Below are 18,600 nucleotides of genomic sequence, written 5' to 3'. Positions count from 1 at the left end.
CGGGAGTAGTGGCGAGCGAAACCGGATGAGGCCAAACCTACGACGTGTGAGACCCGGCAGGGGTTGCGTCGTGGGGGTTGTGGGATCTCTCTTCCACGGTCTGCCGGCCGTGGGACGAGTCAGAAACCGTTGATGTAGGCGAAGGACATGCGAAAGGTCCGGCGTAGAGGGTAAGACCCCCGTAGTCGAAACGTCAGCGGCTCGTTTGAGAGACACCCAAGTAGCACGGGGCCCGAGAAATCCCGTGTGAATCTGGCGGGACCACCCGCTAAGCCTAAATATTCCCTGGTGACCGATAGCGGATAGTACCGTGAGGGAATGGTGAAAAGTACCCCGGGAGGGGAGTGAAATAGTACCTGAAACCGTGTGCCTACAAGCCGTGGGAGCGTCGGACATCAGCTTGCTGGTGTCTCGTGACTGCGTGCCTTTTGAAGAATGAGCCTGCGAGTTTGCGGTGTGTTGCGAGGTTAACCCGGGTGGGGAAGCCGTAGCGAAAGCGAGTCCGAACAGGGCGTTTTTAGTAGCACGCTCAAGACCCGAAGCGGAGTGATCTAGCCATGGGCAGGTTGAAGCGGAGGTAAGACTTCGTGGAGGACCGAACCCACCAGGGTTGAAAACCTGGGGGATGACCTGTGGTTAGGGGTGAAAGGCCAATCAAACTCCGTGATAGCTGGTTCTCCCCGAAATGCATTTAGGTGCAGCGTCGTGTGTTTCTTGCCGGAGGTAGAGCACTGGATAGGCGATGGGCCCTACCGGGTTACTGACCTTAGCCAAACTCCGAATGCCGGTAAGTGAGAGCGCGGCAGTGAGACTGTGGGGGATAAGCTCCATGGTCGAGAGGGAAACAGCCCAGAGCATCGACTAAGGCCCCTAAGCGTACGCTAAGTGGGAAAGGATGTGGAGTCGCACAGACAACCAGGAGGTTGGCTTAGAAGCAGCCACCCTTGAAAGAGTGCGTAATAGCTCACTGGTCTAGTGATTCCGCGCCGACAATGTAGCGGGGCTCAAGCGTACCGCCGAAGTCGTGTCATTGACACATATAGCCCCAACGGGTGTGTTGATGGGTAGGGGAGCGTCGTCTGCCGGGTGAAGCGGCACCGGAAGGTAGTCGTGGACGGTTGACGAGTGAGAATGCAGGCATGAGTAGCGATACAAACGTGAGAAACGTTTGCGCCGATTGACTAAGGGTTCCTGGGTCAAGCTGATCTGCCCAGGGTAAGTCGGGACCTAAGGCGAGGCCGACAGGCGTAGTCGATGGATAACCGGTTGATATTCCGGTACCCGCTGTGAAGCGTCAAACATCGAATCCAGTGATGCTAAGCCCGTGAAGCCGCCCCGGATCCTTCGGGTGAAGGGGAGTGGTGGAGCCGGTGACCCGAGCTGGTAGTAGGTGAGTGATGGGGTGACGCAGGAAGGTAGTCCATCCCGGGCGGTGGTTGTCCCGGGGTAAGGGTGTAGGACGGTGTGTAGGCAAATCCGCACACCATGTGTCTGAGACCTGATGCCGAGCCGATTGTGGTGAAGTGGATGATCCTATGCTGTCGAGAAAAGCCTCTAGCGAGTTTCATGGCGGCCCGTACCCTAAACCGACTCAGGTGGTCAGGTAGAGAATACCGAGGCGTTCGGGTGAACTATGGTTAAGGAACTCGGCAAAATGCCCCCGTAACTTCGGGAGAAGGGGGGCCATTCCTGGTGATCGGATTTACTCCGTGAGCTGGGGGTGGCCGCAGAGACCAGCGAGAAGCGACTGTTTACTAAAAACACAGGTCCGTGCGAAGCCGTAAGGCGATGTATACGGACTGACGCCTGCCCGGTGCTGGAACGTTAAGGGGACCGGTTAGCTTGGATTCGTCCAGGCGAAGCTGAGAACTTAAGCGCCAGTAAACGGCGGTGGTAACTATAACCATCCTAAGGTAGCGAAATTCCTTGTCGGGTAAGTTCCGACCTGCACGAATGGCGTAACGACTTCTCGACTGTCTCAACCATAGGCCCGGTGAAATTGCACTACGAGTAAAGATGCTCGTTTCGCGCAGCAGGACGGAAAGACCCCGGGACCTTTACTACAGTTTGATATTGGTGTTCGGTTCGGCTTGTGTAGGATAGCTGGGAGACTGTGAAGCTTGGACGCCAGTTCAGGTGGAGTCGTCGTTGAAATACCAGTCTGGTCGTGCTGGATGTCTAACCTGGGTCCGTGATCCGGATCAGGGACAGTGTCTGATGGGTAGTTTAACTGGGGCGGTTGCCTCCCAAAGGGTAACGGAGGCGCCCAAAGGTTCCCTCAGCCTGGTTGGCAATCAGGTGTTGAGTGTAAGTGCACAAGGGAGCTTGACTGTGAGACCGACGGGTCGAGCAGGGACGAAAGTCGGGACTAGTGATCCGGCGGTGGCTTGTGGAAGCGCCGTCGCTCAACGGATAAAAGGTACCCCGGGGATAACAGGCTGATCTTCCCCAAGAGTCCATATCGACGGGATGGTTTGGCACCTCGATGTCGGCTCGTCGCATCCTGGGGCTGGAGTCGGTCCCAAGGGTTGGGCTGTTCGCCCATTAAAGCGGTACGCGAGCTGGGTTTAGAACGTCGTGAGACAGTTCGGTCCCTATCCGCTGTGCGCGTAGGAGTCTTGAGAAGGGCTGTCCCTAGTACGAGAGGACCGGGACGGACGAACCTCTGGTGTGCCAGTTGTTCTGCCAAGGGCATGGCTGGTTGGCTACGTTCGGGAGGGATAACCGCTGAAAGCATCTAAGCGGGAAGCCTGCTTCGAGATGAGGACTCCCACCCACTTGATGGGGTAAGGCTCCCAGTAGACGACTGGGTTGATAGGCCGGATATGGAAGCACGGTAACGTGTGGAGTTGACCGGTACTAATAGGCCGAGGGCTTGTCCTCAGTTGCTCGCGTCCACTGTGTTGGTTCTGAAACCACGAACAACCGTTGTAGTCATGGTTACGGCTCCGGTTGACAGTTTCATAGTGTTTCGGTGGTCATAGCGTAGGGGAAACGCCCGGTTACATTCCGAACCCGGAAGCTAAGCCTTACAGCGCCGATGGTACTGCAGGGGGGACCCTGTGGGAGAGTAGGACGCCGCCGAACTCCTTTTAGAGCTCCGGCCCTTGGGTTGATAACCCGAGGGCCGGAGCTTTTTTGCGTTGAGGTAAGGTCAGGGGGCATCGTTCGCACGTTTACCGCAGGAGGCCCCCGGGTGGAGGTCCAGGAGACCCGAGTCCAGACGGACAGGGTGCTCACCATCCCGAACATCCTCAGCATGGCGCGGCTGGTCGGCGTGCCCGTCTTCCTGTGGCTGATCCTCCGGCCCGAGTTCGGCGGGCCGAAGAGCGACGGCTGGGCGCTGCTTGTGCTGGCTCTGAGCGGGATCAGCGACTACCTGGACGGCAAGCTGGCCCGTCGGTGGAACCAGATCAGCAGCCTCGGCCGGCTCCTGGACCCGGCGGCTGACCGGCTCTACATTCTCTCGACCCTGGTCGGCCTGACCTGGCGGGAGATTCTGCCGCTCTGGTTGACCGCGGTACTACTCGCGCGCGAGCTGGTCCTGCTGGTGATGGTGGGTGTCCTCAGGCGCCATGGGTATCCGCCGCCGCAGGTGAACTTCCTCGGGAAGGCGGCTACATTCAACTTGATGTACGCCTTCCCACTGCTCCTGCTCAGTGACGGAAGCGGTTGGATCTCGTCACTCGCCGCAGTTTTCGGATGGGCGTTCGCAGGATGGGGTACAACGCTCTACTGGTGGGCAGGAGTCCTCTACGTGGTACAGGTCCGCCGTCTCGTTCGTGCGGACGCCATGGCCGATTGAACTCGCGGATTGACGCGGCCGTAACGGCGCGATGGCCCGCACCGGAAATGTGCGGGACAATTCGGACGGGTGAAGTCGGCTATACCGTCGTCTCTTCGAGGAGGACGCTTCCGACATGAAGGCCGTCGTGATGGCCGGTGGCGAAGGCACACGCCTTCGTCCCATGACCTCAAGCATGCCCAAGCCGCTCCTGCCGGTGGCCAATAGGCCGATCATGGAGCACGTTCTGCGGCTGCTCAAAAGGCATGGGCTCAACGAGACCGTCGTTACTGTCCAGTTCCTGGCATCGCTGGTCAAGAACTACTTCGGCGATGGTGAAGAGCTCGGGATGGAGCTCACCTATGCCAACGAGGAGAAGCCACTCGGTACCGCCGGAAGCGTCAAGAACGCCGAGGAGGCGTTGAAGGACGACGCCTTCCTCGTCATCTCCGGGGACGCGCTCACCGACTTCGACCTCACCGAGCTGATCAACTTCCACAAGGAGAAGGGCGCGCTCGTCACCGTCTGTCTGACGCGTGTGCCCAATCCGCTGGAATTCGGCATCACCATCGTGGACGAAGAGGGGAAGGTCGAGCGGTTCCTTGAGAAGCCGACCTGGGGGCAGGTCTTCTCCGACACCGTGAACACGGGCATCTATGTGATGGAGCCCGAGGTCTTCGACTACGTCGAGGCCGATGTGCCGGTCGACTGGTCCGGCGATGTCTTCCCGCAGCTGATGAAGGAAGGCAAGCCCATCTACGGCTTTGTGGCCGAGGGCTACTGGGAGGACGTCGGCACGCACGAGAGCTATGTGAAGGCCCAGGCCGACGTCCTGGAGGGCAAGGTCGACGTCGAGATCGACGGTTTCGAGATCTCGCCCGGTGTGTGGGTCGCCGAGGGTGCGGAAGTGCACCCCGACGCCGTGCTGCGGGGACCGCTGTACATCGGTGACTACGCCAAGGTCGAGGCCGGCGCCGAGATCCGGGAGCACACCGTCGTCGGATCCAACGTCGTCGTCAAGAGCGGGGCGTTCCTGCACAAGGCCGTGGTGCACGACAACGTGTATGTCGGCCAGCACAGCAATCTGCGCGGATGTGTCGTCGGCAAGAACACCGACATCATGCGCGCGGCGCGGATCGAGGACGGCGCCGTCATCGGTGACGAGTGCCTGGTCGGCGAAGAATCGATCGTGCAGGGGAATGTGCGGGTCTACCCGTTCAAGACGATCGAGGCCGGTGCCTTCGTCAACACGTCCGTGATCTGGGAGTCGCGGGGCCAGGCGCATCTCTTCGGCGCCCGTGGTGTCTCCGGGATCCTGAACGTGGAGATCACGCCCGAGCTGGCGGTACGGCTGGCCGGCGCGTACGCCACGACGCTGAAGAAGGGCTCCACCGTCACCACGGCCCGCGACCACTCCCGTGGCGCGCGTGCGCTGAAGCGGGCGGTGATCTCCGCCCTGCAGGCCAGCGCCATCGACGTACGGGACCTGGAGAACGTTCCGCTGCCCGTCGCGCGGCAGCAGACGGCTCGGGGGAGTGCCGGCGGGATCATGATCCGGACGACGCCCGGAGTGCCGGACTCGGTGGACATCATGTTCTTCGACGGGCAGGGCGCGGATCTGTCGCAGGCCAGCCAGCGGAAGCTGGACCGGGTGTTCGCGCGGCAGGAGTACCGGCGGGCGTTCCCGGGAGAGATCGGGGATCTGCATTTCCCGGCGAGCGTCTTCGATTCGTACACCGGTTCGCTGCTGCGCAATGTCGACACCACCGGGATCGCCGAGTCGGGGCTGAAGGTCGTCGTGGACGCCTCCAACGGCAGCGCCGGGCTGGTGCTGCCCAGTCTGCTCGGCAAGCTCGGCGTGGACTCGCTGACGATCAACCCGGGTCTGGACGAGTCCAGGCCGACCGAGACGGCCGATGCGCGGCGGTCGGGGCTGGTGCGGCTGGGTGAGATCGTGGCGTCCGCGCGGGCCGCGTTCGGGGTGCGGTTCGACCCGGTCGGTGAGCGGCTGTCGCTCGTCGACGAGAAGGGGCGGATCGTCGAGGACGACCGGGCGCTGCTGGTGATGCTCGACCTGGTGGCCGCCGAGCGGCGCAGCGGGCGGGTGGCGCTGCCGGTGACGACCACGCGGATCGCCGAGCAGGTGGCGGCGTACCACGGGACGCAGGTGGAGTGGACGACGACCTCGCCCGATGACCTCACGCGCGTGGGGCGGGACGAGTCGACCATCTTCGGCGGCGACGGCAAGGGCGGCTTCATCGTCCCCGAGTTCAGCGGTGTCTTCGACGGTACGGCGGCCTTCGTACGGCTGATCGGGCTGGTGGCGCGGACGCAGCTCACGCTGAGCCAGATCGATGCGCGGATTCCGCGTGCGCACGTCCTGAAGCGCGATCTGGCGACCCCGTGGGCCGTCAAGGGGCTGGTGATGCGGCGGGTCGTCGAGGCGGCCGGAGACCGCTTCGTGGACACCACGGACGGTGTCCGTGTGGTCGAGACGGACGGGCGTTGGGTGATGGTGCTGCCCGACCCGGCCGAGGCCGTCACCCATCTGTGGGCCGAGGGCCCGGACGACGCCTCCGCGCAGGCGCTGCTCGACGAGTGGTCGGCCGTCGTGGACAGCGCCGGACGGTAGAAAAGGCAGCACACGCGCGTGCCGGACAAGTGCCCCCAAGGGGGCCTGTCCGGCACGCCGGTGGGGCCGTTCGGAGGTACCGGCCGCGACGTGCGACGATGTGCTGCATGTCGCAGCAGCCCCCCATTCGGAGCACTCCGGCGCGCGCCCCGCGCCCGGACGCGTCCATGTCGCTGCTCACCAACGTCATGGACCACAGCCTGGACGACGGGTACGCGGAGGCGGCGGCCCGCAGGAAGTCCGCGGGCGAGGGGGGACTGCCCAAGACGCTCCGGGCGAAGCTCGGGCTGGCCGCCGGTCTGGTGCTGGCGGCGCTCGTGGTCACCGTCGGTGCGGCGCAGGCGCGGGTCGAGGCCCCGGTGGTGGCCAAGGAGCGCGAGGAGCTGATCGACCGCATCGGCCGTGAGACCGAGGCCGCGGACGAGCTGGAGAAGTCCGTGGAGGCGCTGCGGGACGACGTCGGGGCACGCCAGCGGGAGGCTCTCAAGCACAGCGGCGGCGGTGGCCGCACCGAGCTGCTGGGCCTGCTCTCCGGTGCCGTGGAGGTGCAGGGGCCCGGAGTGAAGCTGGTGGTCGACGACGCCGAGGGCACCGGCGACGGAGGGGACGGGGACCCTCGGGGCAGCTCCGGGTTCTCCGACACGGGGCGGGTGCGCGACCGCGATCTGCAGCGCGTGGTCAACGGGCTGTGGGCGTCGGGCGCCGAGGCCGTCGCCATCAACGGGCAGCGGCTCACCGCGCTGTCCGCGATCAGGGCCGCCGGTGACGCGATACTGGTCGACAACAGGCCGCTGGTGCCGCCGTACACGGTGCTCGCGGTGGGGGACGGGAAGAAGCTGAGCACCCGGTTCCAGGACAGCGCCGACGGGGTGTATCTGCACGTCCTGCAGGAGAACTACGGCATCCGCACCGCGATCTCCGTGGAGGACGATCTCCGGCTGCCCGCCGCGCCGAGCCTGATCGTGCGGACTGCACAGCCGAGAACCGAGACAGCACAGCCGCAAGCTGAGAAGGGCACATCGTGATCGCCGTACTGGGCCTCGTTCTGGGAGTCGTGGCCGGACTGTTGGTCCGGCCTGAGGTTCCGGCGGTGGTCGAGCCGTATCTGCCGATCGCCGTGGTGGCGGCGCTGGACGCCGTCTTCGGCGGTCTGCGGGCCATGCTCGACGGGATCTTCGACGACAAGGTGTTCGTGGTCTCCTTCCTGTCGAACGTAGTCGTCGCCGCGCTGATCGTGTTCCTCGGGGACAAGCTGGGCGTGGGGGCGCAGCTGTCCACCGGTGTGGTGGTCGTGCTCGGCATCCGGATCTTCTCCAACGCCGCCGCGATCCGCCGGCACGTGTTCCGGGCGTGAGGCCGATGAGCAACCAGGACGAGTCGCCCGAGAACCGGCTGCGCCGGGAGCTGCCCGAGGAGATGCCCGCGGCGGCCGCTCCGGCACCGCCGCGGGCCGAGGAGGCCACGCCGGCCGCGCTCACCGGACGCCAGAGGCTCGTGAAGGGTCTGTGGCCGCCGCGTGTGTCGCGGGCCCAACTCATCGTCGCCGTGCTGTTGTTCGGTCTCGGCTTCGGTCTCGCCATCCAGGTCGCGTCCAACAGCGACGGGGACTCCGCGCTGCGCGGGGCGCGCCAGGAAGATCTTGTGCGCATCCTCGATGAACTGGATGACCGTACTCAGCGTCTTGAGGACGAGAAGCGGGGTCTTGAGAAGCAGCGGGACGAGCTGGAGAACAGCTCGGACCAGGCGGAGGAGGCCCGCAGACAGACCATCGAGAAGGAGAGGCAACTCGGCGTCCTGGCGGGCACGGTGGCCGCGCAGGGGCCCGGGATCACGATGACGATCGACGACACCAAGGGCACGGTCGAGGCCGACATGCTGCTCGACGCGATCCAGGAGCTGCGCGCCGCCGGCGCGGAGGCGATCCAGGTGAACGGCGTGCGCGTGGTCGCCGGGACCTATCTGACGGATTCCGACGACGGAGTGAGCGTCGACGGGAACAAGATCAACGCGCCCTATCGTTTCAAGGTCATCGGCAAGCCTCAGGACCTCGAACCGGCCCTCAACATCCCTGGAGGTGTGGTGCAGACGCTGGAGAAGGAGCAGGCCACGGTTACCGTGGAGCGTTCCGACAAGATCGTCGTGGACGCCTTGCGGGCGGCGAAGCGGCCTGACTACGCTCGGTCGTCCTCCCAGTGAACCGGGGGTGCATGGGGGCCGTCCGGCGAGGGCATGAGGTTGCGGGGGGTCGGCGCACCGAATGGGTGGTGCGTGGTGGAAACTGTCTGGTGGATACGGACGTTGTGAGGATGTCCGGGTCGGCCAGAGTGTGCAATCAGGGTTCGTCCTGCCCCACGGGCGGGTCTGTTTCGGTCAAGGGGAATCGCCCGTGAAGTTGTTTGCGAAGTTGTTCGGCAAGAGCGCGCGAGAGGGCCGCGACAGCAGCGCCACCGCTCGTCACCGCGCGCAGCCCGACGCAGAGGGCCAGCGCCCGCTGTTCCGCGACCAGGTCCCTGGTCCGGGCGGTGACATTCCGGGCGCTCAGGGCGCGCCGTCGGTTGACCCTGCCCAGGCCGCGGGAATAGGTTTCGGCCAACCGTCCTCGAGTGCGGGTGGAGGGTTTTCCCCGATGTCGGCCCTGGTGTGTACGAGGTGCGGTCACCGCAATCAGGAGAACAGCCGCTTCTGCTCCAACTGCGGAGCGCCGCTGCGGCCGGGCGCCGTACCCGAGCGGGCGTCCGAGACGACCTCGACGATCTCCATCTCCGGTCTTGACGCCTACGACGCCGAGGCCACCGGCCAGACGCCGATCCCGGCGCTGTCCCCGGAGGCCCAGGCCGCGGTCGACGCGCTGCCGCTGGGCTCCGCCCTGCTGGTCGTGCGCCGGGGTCCGAACTCGGGCAGCCGCTTCCTGCTGGACGGCGAGCTGACCACGGCCGGGCGCCACCCGCAGAGTGACATCTTCCTGGACGACGTGACGGTCTCGCGCCGTCATGTGGAGTTCCGGCGGAGCCCGGACGGCTCGTTCACGGTCGCCGACGTGGGCAGCCTGAACGGCACGTACGTCAACCGGGAGCGCATCGACCAGGTCGCTCTGTCCAACGGTGACGAGGTGCAGATCGGTAAGTACCGACTGGTCTTCTACGCCAGCCGGCAGGGCATCTGACCCACCCCGGACACCCGTCCGGGGAACCCCAGGGAAGGTCCATGCTTCAAACACCGAGCGGCGGTGCCGGGAGCGGCACCGCCGCCGCGGACAGTGGACTGATGAGCATCGGCACGGTGCTGAACGTGCTGCGCGACGAGTTCCCCGAAGTCACGATCTCCAAGATCCGCTTCCTGGAGTCGGAAGGGCTGATCGAACCGCAGCGCACCCCTTCGGGGTACCGCAAGTTCAGCGCGAGTGACGTGCAGCGGCTCGGTCATGTGCTGCGGATGCAGCGGGACCACTATCTGCCGCTGAAGGTGATCCGCGAGTACCTCGACGCCATGGAGCGCGGCGAGGACGTACGGCTTCCGGCGCTCGGCCGGCAGCGGGACGGCGAGTCCCTGCCGGAGGCGGCCGAGGCGCCCACGGTGGCCCGGATCGGGCGGGAGCAGCTGCTCGCCGCGGCCGGGATCGAGGAGGCCGAGCTCGCCGAGTGGGAGTCGTACGGGCTGATCACGCCGCTGTCGGAGGGCGTGTACGACGCCGAGGCGGTGACCGTGGCCTCCCTGGTGACGGAGCTGGGCCGGTTCGGCATCGAGCCGCGGCATCTGCGGATGATGAAGGCGGCCGCCGACCGGGAGGCCGGGTTGGTGGACCAGGTGGTGGCCCCGCTCCGCCGGCACCGCAACCCGCAGACGCGGGCGCATGCCGAGGCCCGGGCCAAGGAGCTGGCGGGGCTCGCGCTCAAGCTGCACGCGGCGCTGGTGCAGAGCGCCCTCGGGGTGCGGCTGCCTTGAACGGCGGTGGAGCCGTGTCCCCCGGATCGGGCCGCGCGCCCCGGCCCGACTACCCAAACATCCCGGGCACGGCCTAGGGTTGCTGTGTGAACGAGCTCGATGTCGTAGGTGTCCGGGTCGAAATGCCCTCCAACCAACCGATCGTGCTCCTGCGTGAAGTGGGAGGCGACCGCTACCTCCCCATCTGGATCGGGCCGGGGGAGGCGACGGCGATCGCCTTCGCCCAGCAGGGCATGGCCCCCGCACGGCCGCTGACCCACGACCTGTTCAAGGACGTGCTGGAGGCCGTCGGCCAGGAGCTCACCGAAGTGCGCATCACGGACCTGCGTGAAGGCGTCTTCTACGCGGAGCTGGTCTTCGCCAGCGGCGTCGAGGTGAGCGCCCGCCCGTCCGATGCCATAGCGCTGGCCCTGCGCACCGGCACGCCGATCTACGGCAGTGACGGTGTGCTCGACGACGCAGGCATCGCGATCCCTGACGAGCAGGAGGACGAGGTGGAGAAGTTCCGCGAGTTCCTCGACCAGATCTCACCCGAGGACTTCGGCACCAGCAGCCAGTGAGACGCGCTGCGGCCGGCTGGGCGGACGGGATCCGCCGAGTCGGCCGTACGGCGTGTCGCCGCCGAAAAACGCGGCACATGCCAGCGGCGTTTGAGAGCGTCCTGCGGCCTCTTTCGGGCGCATTCGGCTAGCCTTTCCCCGCGGTGGGGCACGGGAAACCACTCCTGGGGTGATTATCACTCGGCGTGCCGAGTGTGGCGATCGTTGACGCACCCTTGGTGACTGCCTACCGTCGAGAGGGCAGGTCAAGGACGGAGGTCGGCGTGAGAAGCAGCGGCGACGGTACGGCTGGGGGTGCCCCTGGACGCAGTCCGGGGGAGGGCGGCCCGTACCCTCCCTCAAGCTCTCGGCTGCGTTCGGGCGGGGGGTATCCCCCGCACGGCGGCGTGTCCGGTCACGGTCCGCAGCGGCCCACGCCTGTGCCCGGCGGCGCAGGGGCGGTGCCCGGGGTGTCCGAGGAGATCGGCTACCGCGGCCCGACGGCCTGCGCGGCCGCCGGCATCACCTACCGCCAACTGGACTACTGGGCGCGCACCGGACTGGTGGAGCCCAGCGTGCGGCCCGCCTACGGGTCGGGGACGCAGCGGCTGTACAGCTTCCGGGACGTCGTCGTCCTGAAGATCGTCAAGAGGTTCCTCGACACCGGGGTGTCGCTGCAGAACATCCGCAGCGCCGTCCAGCATCTGCGCGAGCGCGGGTTTCGCGACCTGGAGCGCATGACGCTGATGAGCGACGGCGCCACCGTCTACGAGTGCACCTCGCCCGACGAGGTGCACGCCCTGCTGCAGGGCGGTCAGGGTGTCTTCGGGATCGCCGTCGGCGTGGTGTGGCGGGACGTGGAGGGCGCGCTGTCGCAGCTGCACGGGGAGCGCGTCGACACCGGGGAGACGCTGGTCGGGCACAATCCGGCGGACGAGCTGGCGCGGCGGCGCAACAAGGCCGTGTGAGGTCCGTTCCGGGCTGATTCGCCTGGGTGCCCTCCGGGTCGTCCCCCCGAGTGCCTTACTGGGCGATCCGTCCGCCGGGGCTCGGCGGCTGCGCACGGGCGTTGTCAGTGGTGTGGTGCAGCATCGGAGATGTGAGAACCGCGCCCACGATCCTGCATCTCGACATGGATGCCTTCTTCGCCTCGGTGGAGCAGGCGTCCAAGCCGAGCCTGCGCGGGAAGGCCGTGATCGTCGGCGGCCTCGGGCCACGCGGGGTGGTGGCGACCTGCTCGTACGAGGCACGGGTGTTCGGGGTGCACTCGGCGATGCCCATGGCCCAGGCGCGCCGGCTCGCGCCGAACGCCGCGTATCTCTCTCCGCGGTTCGGGCTGTACCGGGCGATCAGCGAGCAGGTGATGGGGTTGCTGCGGGCGCTGTCGCCGCTGGTGGAGCCGCTCAGCCTGGACGAGGCGTTCGTGGACCTGGAGGCCGGTGGGGCGGCCTGGGACGCGGACTCGGCGCGGCTGGCGGGGGAGCGGCTGCGCGCGGAGATCCGGGCCGCCACCGGGCTCACCGGGTCCGTCGGACTGGCCGCGTCCAAGATGCTGGCGAAGATCGCCTCCGAGCAGGCCAAGCCGGACGGGCTGGTGCTGATCGAGCCGGGGACCGAGCGCGAGCTGCTGGGGCCGATGTCGGTGCGGACCCTGCCGGGGGTGGGGCCGGCGACCGGGGACCATCTGAGACGGGCGGGCATCCACACGGTCGAGGAACTGGCCGAGGCGGGCGAGGACGAGCTGGTGCGGCTGGTCGGCAAGGCGCACGGGCAGGCCCTCTACGCCATGGCCCTCGCGCGCGACGAGCGACCCGTGGTGGCCGAGCGGGAGACGAAGTCGGTGTCCGTCGAGGACACCTACGACGTGGACATCCACGACCGGCTGCGGGTCGGCCTTGAGGTGCAGCGGCTGGCCGACCGGTGCGTGCGCAGGCTGCGCGGGGCGGGGCTGTCCGGACGGACGATCGTGCTGAAGGTACGGCGGTACGACTTCTCCACGCTGACCCGGTCCGAGACGCTGCGCGGGCCGACCGACGACCCGGCGGTGGTCCGGGAGGCCGCGTTGCGGCTGCTGGACGCCGTGGACACCACGGGCGGGGTGCGGCTGCTCGGCGTCGGGGTGAGCGGGTTGGCCGACTTCACCCAGGAGGATCTGTTCGCGCAGGCCGCGGGGGACAGGGAGCAGGCGCTCGAGGAGGAGACGGCCGAGGAGGGGGCACGGGAGCCGGCGGAGGAGCGGGAGCGGCGGTGGGCTCCGGGGCACGATGTGCGGCACGCCGAGCACGGGCACGGGTGGGTGCAGGGCAGCGGGCTCGGGAGGGTCACCGTGCGGTTCGAGACGCCGGGGTCGGAGCCGGGGCGGGTGCGGACGTTCCGGATCGAGGATCCGGATCTTGTGTCGGCGGATCCGCTGCCGTTGGTTCCCGGTGGGGCGGTGTTCCCCGGTGACGCGGCCGGGGGCGGTTCCGGGGAGGCTGAGGCTGCTGTTGCGGCCGGGGGCGGGCCTGGGGAGGCGGGGATGCCCCTGGCAGCCGGGGAAGGTTCTGGGGAGGCTGAGGCGCCCGTCGCGGCCGGGGGCGGGCCTAGGGAGGCCGGGGGCGGTTCCGGGGACGCGGTGACGCCCGCGGGGTCGGGAGGCGGCGCAGGAGGCGCGGCGGCGCCTGTGCGGCCGGGAGGCGGTCCGGGGCATGCCGGGTTGCCCGTGCCCGGGGACCGGGCCGGGTAGGCGTGGTGAGGGCCTACGGGTGGGCGGCCGGGGTCACTGGGGCTCGTCCCTGCCGGCCACGTTCCCGAAGTCGCGGTCCTCCGGCGGCGGGGGAGCGGCGACGTCCAGGCCGTAGTGGTGGTAGAGCTGGAGCTCCTGCTCCGGCGAGAGATGGCGGCCGACGCCGAAGTCGGGGGCGTCCTTGATGAGCGCTCGGTCGAAGGGGACGTGGAGCGTGCCCTCGATCAGTTCACTGGGCTCCAGGGGGACGAAGGCGTCTCTGGAGAACAGCCCGGTGCGTATGGCCGCCCATTCCGGCACACCGGTCGCGTCGTCGAGGTACACCTCGTCGATCGTGCCGATCTTGGTGCCGTTGCGGTCGAACGCCTTGCGGCCGATCAGGTTGCGCGGATCGATATCGGTCTGCACGGTCCCTCCACTGGCTCTCGACTCACGACACATCCCTCACCACTACAAAAGAGCAAACTGGATAAGGCGGCCACTCGAAATCCTCGGCCGTTGACCTCGCTGGTAGGCTGGCCGACGGCTGTTGAACCTGTGCGGGAGAGTCCTCCGGACCATCGGAGGCGCCGAAGGAGCAAATCCTCCCCGGAATCTCTCAGGCACACGTACCGCACGGGCGAGGTCACTCTGGAAAGCAGGGCGGGTGTCGACGACCTCCGCCCTCACCGACGGTGAAAGCCGGCGGCCCGTCGGGCAGCCCGGTGAAGCTCTCAGGTCGAGATGACAGAGGGGGAGGCCGCTCGGGTACCCGCCCCGTGGTGCCCTTCAAGGGTCGCGTCGGACCAGGAGGCCTCCGCAATATGACCGCCCACCGCATTCCGCTCTCCCAGCTGGAGACGGGGATCCCCTTCGAGCAGCGCCACATCGGACCCGACCCCGAGGCGCGGGCCAAGATGCTCGCGCAGGTCGGCTACGGATCGCTCGACGAGCTCACCGCCGCAGCCGTGCCGGACGTGATCAAGAACGCCGACGCCCTCGACCTGCCGGGCGCGCGCAGCGAGGCGGAGGTGCTGGCCGAGCTGCGCTCGCTGGCCGACCGCAACCAGGTCCTCGGTTCCATGATCGGGCTCGGCTACTACGGCACCTTCACGCCGCCCGTCATCCTGCGCAATGTCATGGAGAACCCGGCCTGGTACACGGCGTACACGCCCTACCAGCCGGAGATCTCCCAGGGGCGGCTCGAGGCCCTGCTGAACTTCCAGACCATGGTCGCCGAGCTGACCGGGCTGCCGACCTCCGGCGCCTCGCTGCTCGACGAGGGCACCGCCGCGGCCGAGGCCATGGCGCTGTCCCGGCGGATGGGGAAGAACAAGAAGGGCCTCTTCCTGGTCGACGCGGACGCGCTGCCGCAGACCATCGCCGTGATCGAGACCCGCGCCGAGCCGACCGGCGTCGAGGTCGTCGTCGCCGACCTGAGCGAGGGCATCCCTGCCGACCTCGCCGCGCGTGAGATCAACGGCGTGCTGATCCAGTACCCGGGCGCCTCCGGTGCCGTACGGGACATCAAGCCGGTCATCGACCAGGCGCACGAGCTGGGCGCGCTGGTCACCGTCGCCGCCGATCTGCTCGCGCTGACGCTGCTGAAGTCGCCGGGCGAGCTGGGCGCGGACATCGCGGTCGGCACGACGCAGCGCTTCGGTGTGCCCATGGGCTTCGGCGGGCCGCACGCCGGTTACATGGCGGTGCAGGAGAAGATGGCGCGCAGCCTGCCCGGCCGACTGGTGGGCGTGTCCGTGGACGCGGACGGGAACAAGGCGTACCGGCTGGCGCTGCAGACGCGTGAGCAGCACATCCGCCGGGAGAAGGCCACCAGCAACATCTGCACCGCGCAGGTGCTGCTCGCGGTGATGGCCGGGATGTACGCCGTCTACCACGGCCCCGAGGGGCTGAAGGGGATCGCACGGCGCACCCACCGGTACGCCGGGATCCTGGCGGAGGGGCTTCGCGCCGGGGGTGTCGACCTGGTCCACGGCTCCTTCTTCGACACGCTGACGGCACGCGTCGAGGGCCGGGCCGCCGAGGTCGTCGCCGCGGCGCGTGCGAACGGTGTCAACCTGCACCTGGTCGACGCCGACCACGTCTCGATCGCCTGCGACGAGACCACCACGCGCGAGCAGCTGAAGGCCGTCTGGTCCGCCTTCGGCGTCGAGGGCGACGTCGAGGCGCTGGACGCGGTCGCCGGGGAGGCGCTGCCCGAGGCGCTGCTGCGCACCGACGACTACCTCACCCACCCCGTCTTCCACCAGCACCGCTCCGAGACCGCGATGCTGCGCTACCTGCGCAAGCTGTCCGACCGCGACTACGCGCTCGACCGCGGCATGATCCCGCTGGGCTCCTGCACCATGAAGCTCAACGCGACCACCGAGATGGAGCCGGTCACCTGGCCCGAGTTCGGTCAGCTGCACCCCTTCGCGCCGGAGGAGCAGGCCGAGGGCTACCTCACGCTGATCCACGAGCTGGAGGAACGTCTCGCCGAGGTCACCGGCTACGACAAGGTCAGCCTGCAGCCGAACGCCGGCTCCCAGGGTGAGCTGGCCGGTCTGCTCGCCGTGCGCGGCTACCACCGTGCCAACGGCGACGAGCAGCGGACCGTGTGCCTGATCCCGTCCTCCGCGCACGGCACCAACGCCGCGAGCGCCGTGATGGCGGGCATGAAGGTCGTCGTGGTGAAGACCGCCGAGGACGGCGAGATCGACGTCGAGGACCTGCGGGCGAAGATCGAGCAGTACCGCGACGAGCTGGCGGTGCTGATGATCACGTACCCGTCGACGCACGGTGTGTTCGAGGAGCACGTCGCCGACATCTGCGCGCAGGTGCACGAGGCCGGCGGTCAGGTGTACGTCGACGGTGCCAACCTGAACGCGCTGGTGGGCCTGGCCAAGCCGGGGCACTTCGGCGGTGACGTCTCGCACCTGAACCTGCACAAGACCTTCTGCATCCCGCACGGTGGCGGTGGCCCCGGTGTCGGTCCGGTGGCCGTACGGTCCCACCTGGCGCCGTACCTGCCGAACCACCCGCTGCAGCCGTCGGCCGGCCCCGAGACGGGTGTCGGGCCGATCTCGGCCGCGCCGTGGGGTTCCGCGGGCATCCTGCCGATCTCGTGGGCGTATGTCCGGCTCATGGGCGGCGAGGGGCTGAAGCGGGCCACGCAGGTGGCCGTGCTGTCCGCGAACTACATCGCCAAGCGCCTTGAGCCCCACTACCCGGTGCTCTACACCGGCCCCGGCGGGCTGGTCGCGCACGAGTGCATCATCGACCTGCGGCCGCTGACCAAGGCGACCGGGGTGTCCGTGGACGACGTCGCCAAGCGGCTCATCGACTACGGGTTCCACGCGCCGACGATGTCCTTCCCGGTGGCCGGCACGCTGATGATCGAGCCGACCGAGTCCGAGGACCTCGCCGAGCTGGACCGGTTCTGCGATGCGATGATCGCGATCCGTGCGGAGATCGAGAAGGTCGGCGCCGGTGAGTGGCCGGCGGACGACAACCCGCTGGTCAACGCGCCGCACACGGCTGGTGCGCTCGGTGGGGAGTGGACGCACGCGTACCGGCGCGAGGAGGCCGTCTTCCCGGCCGGGGTGTCCGTGGCCGACAAGTACTGGCCGCCGGTGCGGCGGATCGACCAGGCGTTCGGTGACCGGAACCTGGTGTGCTCCTGCCCGCCGCTGGACGCGTACGAGGACTGACGCCTGAGCCTTCGGCCGATGTCTGTGATCCCGTCGGCCGATGTCTGTGATCGGTGAGAGGTCCCACCTCCCTCAGGGGGTGGGGCCTTTCGCTATGCCGGGTAGGCGTGGGTCTGGGTCGCCTTGACCGTCGCCCAGACCTCGGTGCCGGGGTGGAGGTCGAGTTCGGCCGCGGCGACCGTGGTGAGGTCGGCGGCGAGGGGGAGGTCGCCGGTGAGGGCTGCGCGGATCTGGTCGCCGTGGGTCTCCAGGCCGGTGACCCGGCAGCGCCAGAGGTTGCGGGCGCTGGAGCCGGTGGGGTGGTCGCGGAAGAGGGTGACGGCGCTCGGGGGGAAGGCGACGAAGGCGGGGCCGGTGAGGTGTTCGGTGGTCGTCAGGGTGGGGCCCGCGTCCAGGTGGACGGTGTGGCCTTCGGCCTCGCCGCGGTAGAGGTTCAGGCCGACGAGTCGGGCGATGTAGTCGGTGCGGGGGCGGCGGGCGATGTCGGAGGGGGTGCCTTCCTGGACGATCAGGCCGTCCTCGATCACGACCAGGCGGTCGGCCAGGACCATGGCGTCGAGGGGGTCGTGGGTGACGAGGACGGCCACCGCCTCGAAGTCCGCCAGGTGGTGGCGGAGCTGGGCGCGGACGTCCAGGCGGGTGCGGGCGTCGAGGGCGGCGAGGGGTTCGTCGAGGAGGAGCAGACGGGGGCGGACGGCCAGGGCGCGGGCGAGGGCCACGCGTTGGGCCTGGCCGCCGGAGAGGTGGCGGGGTTTGGTGGCGGTGTGGTCGGCGAGGCCCATACGGCTGAGCCACTGGGCGGCTTGGGCGCGGGCCTGGGGTTTCGGGGTGCCCTGGCAGCGGGGGCCGAAGGCGACGTTGTCCAGGGCGGTGAGGTGGGGGAAGAGGAGGTAGTCCTGGAAGACGACGCCCACCGGGCGGGATTCCGGTGGGGTGTGGTGCAGCGGGGTGCCGTCGAGGTGGAGGTGGCCGGCGGTGAGGCGGGTGAGACCGGCGAGGGCGCGCAGGGCGGTGGTCTTTCCCGCGCCGTTGGGGCCGAGGAGGGCGAGGACTTCGCCGGGGGCCGCGGTGAGGGTGATGTCCAGGCGGAAGGCGGGGCGGGCTACGACGAGGTGGGCGTCCAGACCGGGGCTGTCCGGGGGTGCGGTGTCGGGGCGGGGCATGGGTGGCGTCCTGGGAGTGGGTGTCCGGTGGCAGGGGGTCCGGTGGTGCGGTCCGGCGGGGGCCGGTCCGTTCGTCGATGGTGCGGGTGGGGCGGCCCGGCGGGGTGGATGTCGCTCCCGCGCGCC

At 68.2% G+C, this 18,600-nt stretch carries 12 protein-coding genes, 2 rRNA genes, 1 pseudogene and 2 riboswitches (1 of these 17 only partly in view); of the genes and pseudogenes, 13 read left to right on the top strand and 2 right to left on the bottom strand.

Annotated elements, in window-relative coordinates; translation table 11 throughout:
- The 12 genes and pseudogenes from ACSU6M_RS05325 to ACSU6M_RS05270 all read left to right on the top strand — a co-directional run.
- A 23S ribosomal RNA gene (locus ACSU6M_RS05325) occupies positions 1–2,883 on the top strand (it extends 239 nt beyond the left edge of the window).
- 87 nt (positions 2,884–2,970) lie between these two features.
- Positions 2,971–3,087, top strand: a 5S ribosomal RNA gene (gene rrf / locus ACSU6M_RS05320).
- A 109-nt stretch (positions 3,088–3,196) separates the two neighbouring features.
- Positions 3,197–3,805, top strand: coding sequence for a CDP-alcohol phosphatidyltransferase family protein (locus ACSU6M_RS05315; RefSeq protein ID WP_437067493.1), 609 nt, complete (start codon positions 3,197–3,199; stop codon positions 3,803–3,805).
- 115 nt (positions 3,806–3,920) lie between these two features.
- Positions 3,921–6,416 carry a sugar phosphate nucleotidyltransferase gene (locus tag ACSU6M_RS05310; RefSeq protein WP_437067491.1) on the top strand — a complete coding sequence of 832 codons (2,496 nt, stop codon included), beginning with the start codon at positions 3,921–3,923 and terminating at the stop codon, positions 6,414–6,416.
- A 107-nt stretch (positions 6,417–6,523) separates the two neighbouring features.
- Entirely contained in the window at positions 6,524–7,441 is a 918-nt protein-coding gene (locus ACSU6M_RS05305) for a DUF881 domain-containing protein (protein WP_437067490.1), read from the top strand.
- Positions 7,438–7,770, top strand: a complete 333-nt coding sequence (locus ACSU6M_RS05300) for a small basic family protein (RefSeq protein ID WP_009343209.1) — start codon at positions 7,438–7,440, stop codon at positions 7,768–7,770. The genes ACSU6M_RS05305 and ACSU6M_RS05300 overlap by 4 nt, the downstream gene beginning before the upstream one ends.
- A gap of 5 nt (positions 7,771–7,775) precedes the next feature.
- On the top strand, positions 7,776–8,612 hold the full coding sequence (locus ACSU6M_RS05295; protein ID WP_437067489.1) for a DUF881 domain-containing protein: 837 nt from the start codon (positions 7,776–7,778) through the stop codon (positions 8,610–8,612).
- A 61-nt stretch (positions 8,613–8,673) separates the two neighbouring features.
- Positions 8,674–9,579, top strand: coding sequence for an FHA domain-containing protein (locus ACSU6M_RS05290; protein ID WP_437067487.1), 906 nt, complete (start codon positions 8,674–8,676; stop codon positions 9,577–9,579).
- Between the two features lie 41 nt (positions 9,580–9,620).
- Positions 9,621–10,358: a transcriptional regulator FtsR gene (ftsR, locus tag ACSU6M_RS05285; protein WP_437067485.1), complete on the top strand. Its 738-nt coding sequence runs from the start codon at positions 9,621–9,623 to the stop codon at positions 10,356–10,358.
- 86 nt (positions 10,359–10,444) lie between these two features.
- A complete protein-coding gene (locus ACSU6M_RS05280) occupies positions 10,445–10,918 on the top strand; it encodes a bifunctional nuclease family protein (protein ID WP_004002801.1) in 474 nt (157 codons plus the stop codon).
- Between the two features lie 263 nt (positions 10,919–11,181).
- Positions 11,182–11,865 carry a MerR family transcriptional regulator gene (locus ACSU6M_RS05275; protein ID WP_437067484.1) on the top strand — a complete coding sequence of 228 codons (684 nt, stop codon included), beginning with the start codon at positions 11,182–11,184 and terminating at the stop codon, positions 11,863–11,865.
- A 131-nt stretch (positions 11,866–11,996) separates the two neighbouring features.
- A pseudogene (locus ACSU6M_RS05270) lies at positions 11,997–13,400 on the top strand (DNA polymerase IV); the annotation flags it as partial.
- A gap of 255 nt (positions 13,401–13,655) precedes the next feature.
- On the opposite strand, the gene ACSU6M_RS05265 reads toward ACSU6M_RS05270, so the two are convergent.
- Positions 13,656–14,030 carry a PRC-barrel domain-containing protein gene (locus ACSU6M_RS05265; RefSeq protein ID WP_437067482.1) on the bottom strand — a complete coding sequence of 125 codons (375 nt, stop codon included), beginning with the start codon at positions 14,028–14,030 and terminating at the stop codon, positions 13,656–13,658.
- A gap of 122 nt (positions 14,031–14,152) precedes the next feature.
- Positions 14,153–14,246: riboswitch (glycine riboswitch) on the top strand.
- Positions 14,247–14,362, top strand: a riboswitch (glycine riboswitch). It abuts the riboswitch before it with no gap.
- Positions 14,363–14,425: 63 nt separating this feature from the next.
- Here ACSU6M_RS05265 and gcvP point away from each other — a divergent pair.
- Positions 14,426–17,311, top strand: a complete 2,886-nt coding sequence (gene gcvP, locus ACSU6M_RS05260; RefSeq protein ID WP_437067481.1) for an aminomethyl-transferring glycine dehydrogenase — start codon at positions 14,426–14,428, stop codon at positions 17,309–17,311.
- A gap of 92 nt (positions 17,312–17,403) precedes the next feature.
- Here gcvP and ACSU6M_RS05255 read toward each other — a convergent pair whose 3' ends face one another.
- Positions 17,404–18,474, bottom strand: a complete 1,071-nt coding sequence (locus tag ACSU6M_RS05255; RefSeq protein ID WP_437067479.1) for an ABC transporter ATP-binding protein — start codon at positions 18,472–18,474, stop codon at positions 17,404–17,406.
- Positions 18,475–18,600 lie beyond the last annotated feature (126 nt).

It is taken from the genome of Streptomyces sp. enrichment culture (genome assembly GCF_964272895.1).
GTDB lineage: Bacteria > Actinomycetota > Actinomycetes > Streptomycetales > Streptomycetaceae > Streptomyces.
Note: the sequence above shows the minus strand (reverse complement) of the source record. Positions and strands in the feature narration are given on the sequence as shown.